This window comes from Streptomyces cinereospinus (genome assembly GCF_042430725.1).
Lineage (GTDB): Bacteria > Actinomycetota > Actinomycetes > Streptomycetales > Streptomycetaceae > Streptomyces > Streptomyces cinereospinus.
Map to the genome: position 1 here is coordinate 1 of NZ_JBHMCY010000166.1, position 1,652 is coordinate 1,652.

Below are 1,652 nucleotides of genomic sequence, written 5' to 3' on the forward strand. Positions count from 1 at the left end.
GCGCGGGCCCGGACCACCGCCAGGGCGGCGGCCAGCTCCTCGGGGGTCGGGTTGCCCCGTACGACCTTGATGGTCACAGCGGCTCCTCAGAGGGGGATGTTGCCGTGCTTCTTCGGCGGCAGGGACTCGCGCTTGGTACGCAGCTGACGCAGGCCGCGCACGACGTGCCGGCGGGTGTCGGACGGCATGATCACGGCATCGACGTAACCGCGCTCGGCGGCGACGTACGGGTTCAGCAGGGTGTCCTCGTACTCCTGGACCAGCCGGGCACGGACCGCGTCCAGGTCCTCGCCGTCCGCCTCCGCCTCGGCGATGGTGCGCCGGTGCAGGATGCTGACCGCGCCCTGGGCGCCCATCACCGCGATCTGCGCGGTCGGCCAGGCCAGGTTCAGGTCCGCGCCCAGGTGCTTGGAACCCATCACGTCGTAGGCACCGCCGAACGCCTTCCGCGTGATCACCGTGATCAGCGGCACCGTCGCCTCCGCGTAGGCGTAGATCAGCTTCGCGCCCCGCCGGATGATCCCCTCGTGCTCCTGGCCCACGCCGGGCAGGAAGCCGGGCACGTCCACGAAGGTCAGCACCGGCACGTTGAACGCGTCGCAGGTCCGCACGAACCGGGCCGCCTTCTCCGACGCGGCGATGTCCAGACAGCCCGCGAACTGCATCGGCTGATTGGCCACCACACCCACCGGACGCCCCTCCACCCGGCCGAAACCGGTCAGGATGTTCGGCGCGAACAACGGCTGCGTCTCGAAGAACTCCGCGTCGTCCAGCACGTGCTCGATCACGGCACGCATGTCGTAGGGCTGGTTCGCCGAGTCCGGCACGATCACGTCCAGCTCACGGTCCTCGCCGCTCAGCTGAAGATCCGCCTCCTCCGGGAACGCCGGAGGCTCGCTCAAATTGTTCGACGGCAGATACGACAGCAACTGCTTGACGTACTCCACCGCGTCCTTCTCGTCCCCGGCCATGTGGTGCGCCACCCCGGAGACCGAGTTGTGGGTACGGGCCCCGCCCAGCTCCTCGAACCCGACGTCCTCACCGGTGACCGTCTTGATCACGTCCGGACCGGTGATGAACATGTGCGAGGTCCGGTCCACCATCACCGTGAAGTCGGTGATCGCCGGCGAGTACACCGCACCACCCGCACACGGGCCCACCACCAGCGAGATCTGCGGAACCACCCCCGAGGCAAGGGTGTTGCGGCGGAAGATCTCACCGTAGGCACCCAGCGAGGCCACACCCTCCTGGATCCGCGCCCCACCGGAGTCGTTGATACCGATCACCGGGCAGCCGGTCTTCAGCGCGAAGTCCATCACCTTGACGATCTTCTGCCCGTACACCTCGCCCAGCGCCCCGCCGAAGACCGTGAAGTCCTGCGAGAACACCGCGACCGGCCGGCCGTCGACCGTGCCGTACCCGGTCACCACACCGTCCCCGTACGGCCGGTTGGCGTCCAGACCGAAGTTCGACGAGCGGTGCCGGGCGAACTCGTCCAGCTCCACGAACGAACCCTCGTCCAGCAGCAGACCGATCCGCTCACGGGCCGTCAGCTTGCCCTTGCCGTGCTGCTTCTCCACCGCGCGGGCGGAGCCGGCGTGCGTCGCCTCCTCGATGCGGCGCTGGAGATCCGCGAGCTTCCCCGCGGTCGT

The 1,652-nt window shown here is 68.9% G+C and carries 2 protein-coding genes; both read right to left on the reverse strand.

What is annotated here, in order from left to right; genetic code table 11:
- Nucleotides 1-77: acyl-CoA carboxylase subunit epsilon (locus ACFF45_RS35305; protein WP_356697556.1), on the reverse strand; the 77-nt coding region annotated here is incomplete at its 3' end.
- Between the two features lie 9 nt (nt 78-86).
- A partial coding sequence (locus tag ACFF45_RS35310) for an acyl-CoA carboxylase subunit beta (RefSeq protein ID WP_381351129.1) occupies nt 87-1,652 on the reverse strand: 1,566 nt, incomplete at its 5' end.